The organism is Methylobacterium segetis, assembly GCF_004348265.1.
Lineage (GTDB): Bacteria > Pseudomonadota > Alphaproteobacteria > Rhizobiales > Beijerinckiaceae > Methylobacterium > Methylobacterium segetis.
In genome coordinates, this window is sequence record NZ_SMNT01000237.1 from 1 (window position 1) to 2,061 (window position 2,061).

Annotated in this window: 1 protein-coding gene and 2 pseudogenes; all 3 read left to right on the plus strand. The window is 70.3% G+C overall.

Going from position 1 to position 2,061, the window contains the following annotated elements:
• The first annotated feature begins 138 nt into the window (after nucleotides 1-138).
• Nucleotides 139-864, plus strand: a complete 726-nt coding sequence (dnaQ, locus tag E1J50_RS26335) for a DNA polymerase III subunit epsilon (RefSeq protein WP_132256807.1) — start codon at nucleotides 139-141, stop codon at nucleotides 862-864.
• 98 nt (nucleotides 865-962) lie between these two features.
• Nucleotides 963-1,229: pseudogene (locus E1J50_RS28270) on the plus strand (CopG family transcriptional regulator); the annotation flags it as partial.
• Nucleotides 1,220-2,047: pseudogene (locus E1J50_RS26340) on the plus strand (extracellular catalytic domain type 1 short-chain-length polyhydroxyalkanoate depolymerase); the annotation flags it as partial. The pseudogenes E1J50_RS28270 and E1J50_RS26340, both read left to right, overlap by 10 nt.
• Nucleotides 2,048-2,061 lie beyond the last annotated feature (14 nt).

Genomic DNA, 2,061 nt, shown 5'->3' on the forward strand with positions numbered 1-2,061 from the left:
CTGGATCGAGATGGCGCGGGAACTGGGGCATCCGGTTCCGGAGCCGTCACGCAGGCGCGAGCGCGCTGCGGGTTAACTCCAGCTTAGCCGTTCCGCCGCTCCTCTTGGGGGGCATCGCTGTCATCCCCGAGACCCCCCATGCTGCGCGAGATCGTCCTCGACACCGAGACCACCGGCACCGACGCCAAGGGGGGCGACCGGCTGATCGAGATCGGCTGCGTCGAACTCCTCAACCACATCCAGACCGGCCGCACCTTCCACCGCTACATCAACCCGCAGCGGGCGGTCTCCGAGGGCGCCTTCGCGGTCCACGGTCTCTCGGACGCCTTTCTCGCCGACAAGCCCGTCTTCGCCGAAATCGTGGACGAGTTCCGCGCCTTCTGCGGCGACAGCCGGCTCGTGATCCACAACGCGCCCTTCGACGTCGGCTTCATCAACGCGGAATTCGCGCGCCTCGGCGCCGCCGCGCCGCCCGCCATCGATCTGGAGGCGGTCGTCGACACCCTGATCATGGCCCGGCGCAAGCATCCGGGCGCGGCCAACAACCTCGACGCCCTCTGCAACCGCTACGGCATCGACACGACGCGGCGCACCAAGCACGGGGCGCTCCTCGACGCGCAGATCCTGGCCGAGGTCTACATCGAGCTCCTCGGGGGCAAGCAGACGAGCCTCGGCCTCGGCGTGGTCGAGGTGCAAGAGGCGGTCGCCGTCGAGGAGGAGGGCGGCGAGCCGGTGCCCGTCGGCCTGCGCAAGGTCCGCCCCCGCCTCACACCGGAGGAGCAGGGGCGCCACGAGGCCTTCCTGGCAAGCCTCGGGGCCAACGCGATCTGGCGCGACTACATCGGCGAGGAGGGCAGCGCCTGACGGCTTTTTTGCGTCGCAGCAAATAATTCATTGCATCGCACAAAAAACGGCCCATATACCATCCACACGGATGGTCGATGGATGGACCCGTCACAGCGATGCTCGATCTGATACCCCGCCCACGCCCAGCCGCCCGCACGGCCGAGAGCGAGAAGATCACGATCAATCTCGGATTCGTCGATCTCGGCCACATCGACCTCCTCGTCACGGAGAGGGTCTACGGCAACCGGAGCGACTTCATCCGCACGGCGATCCGCCGCGAGATCGAGCGCCATGCCGAGATTACCCGGCAGTCGGTCGCCCGCAAGAGCGTCGAGGTCGGGCTCCGGCCGATCCGCCGCACCGAGCTCGAAGAGGCGCGCGCGACTACAAGCTGTTCATCCCGAGCCATCCGGCGGCCGGCGCCTGCCTCGTCGTGATGCTGCACGGCTGCACGCAGTCGCCCGACGATTTCGCGGCCGGCACCAACATGAACGTCCTGGCCGAGACGGAGGGGTTCTACGTCGCCTACCCGGCCCAGAGCGCGCGGGCGAACGGCCAGCGCTGCTGGAACTGGTTCCAGCCCGGCGACCAGGGCCGGGAGGCGGGCGAGGCGGCGATCATCGCAGGCCTGACCCGGGCGATCCTGGACGAGTGCCCGATTGATCCGAAGCGCGTCTACATCGCTGGCCTCTCGGCGGGCGGGGCGGCCGCGGCCAACATCGCGCAGGCCTATCCCGATCTCTACGCCGCAGTGGGGGTGCATTCGGGCCTCGCCGCCGGCTGCGCGCGCGACCTCTCCTCGGCGCTCATGGCCATGCAGGTCGGCGCGCCCGGCCAGAACGCCCCGACGGGTTTCGGCGCCCCGGCCGAGGGCCTGCGCGTGCCGACCATCGTGTTCCACGGCGACGAGGACGGCACGGTGAGCCCGCGCAACGCCGATCAGGTCCTGGCCCAGGCGGGAGCCGGCTCGCTGCACGCCGAGAGCCGGTCCGTCCACGGCGACGGGCGCTCGTACACCCGCACCCGCTACGCGGATGCGGCGGGCCGGGTCGTGGTGGAGGATTGGCGGGTGCGCGGCCTCGGCCATGCGTGGTCGGGCGGCTCCGCGGCGGGCAGCTACACCGATCCGCAGGGACCCGACGCCTCGCGCGCCATGCTCGACTTCTTCGCCGCGCACCCGCTGCGGGGCGTCGACGCCTGATCTAGACCGGCAGA

Bases quoted from the DNA above. Each gene is read 5' to 3' on its own strand.
- dnaQ (WP_132256807.1), top strand. From the start codon at position 139: ATGCTGCGCGAGATCGTCCTCGACACCGAGACCACCGGCACCGACGCC.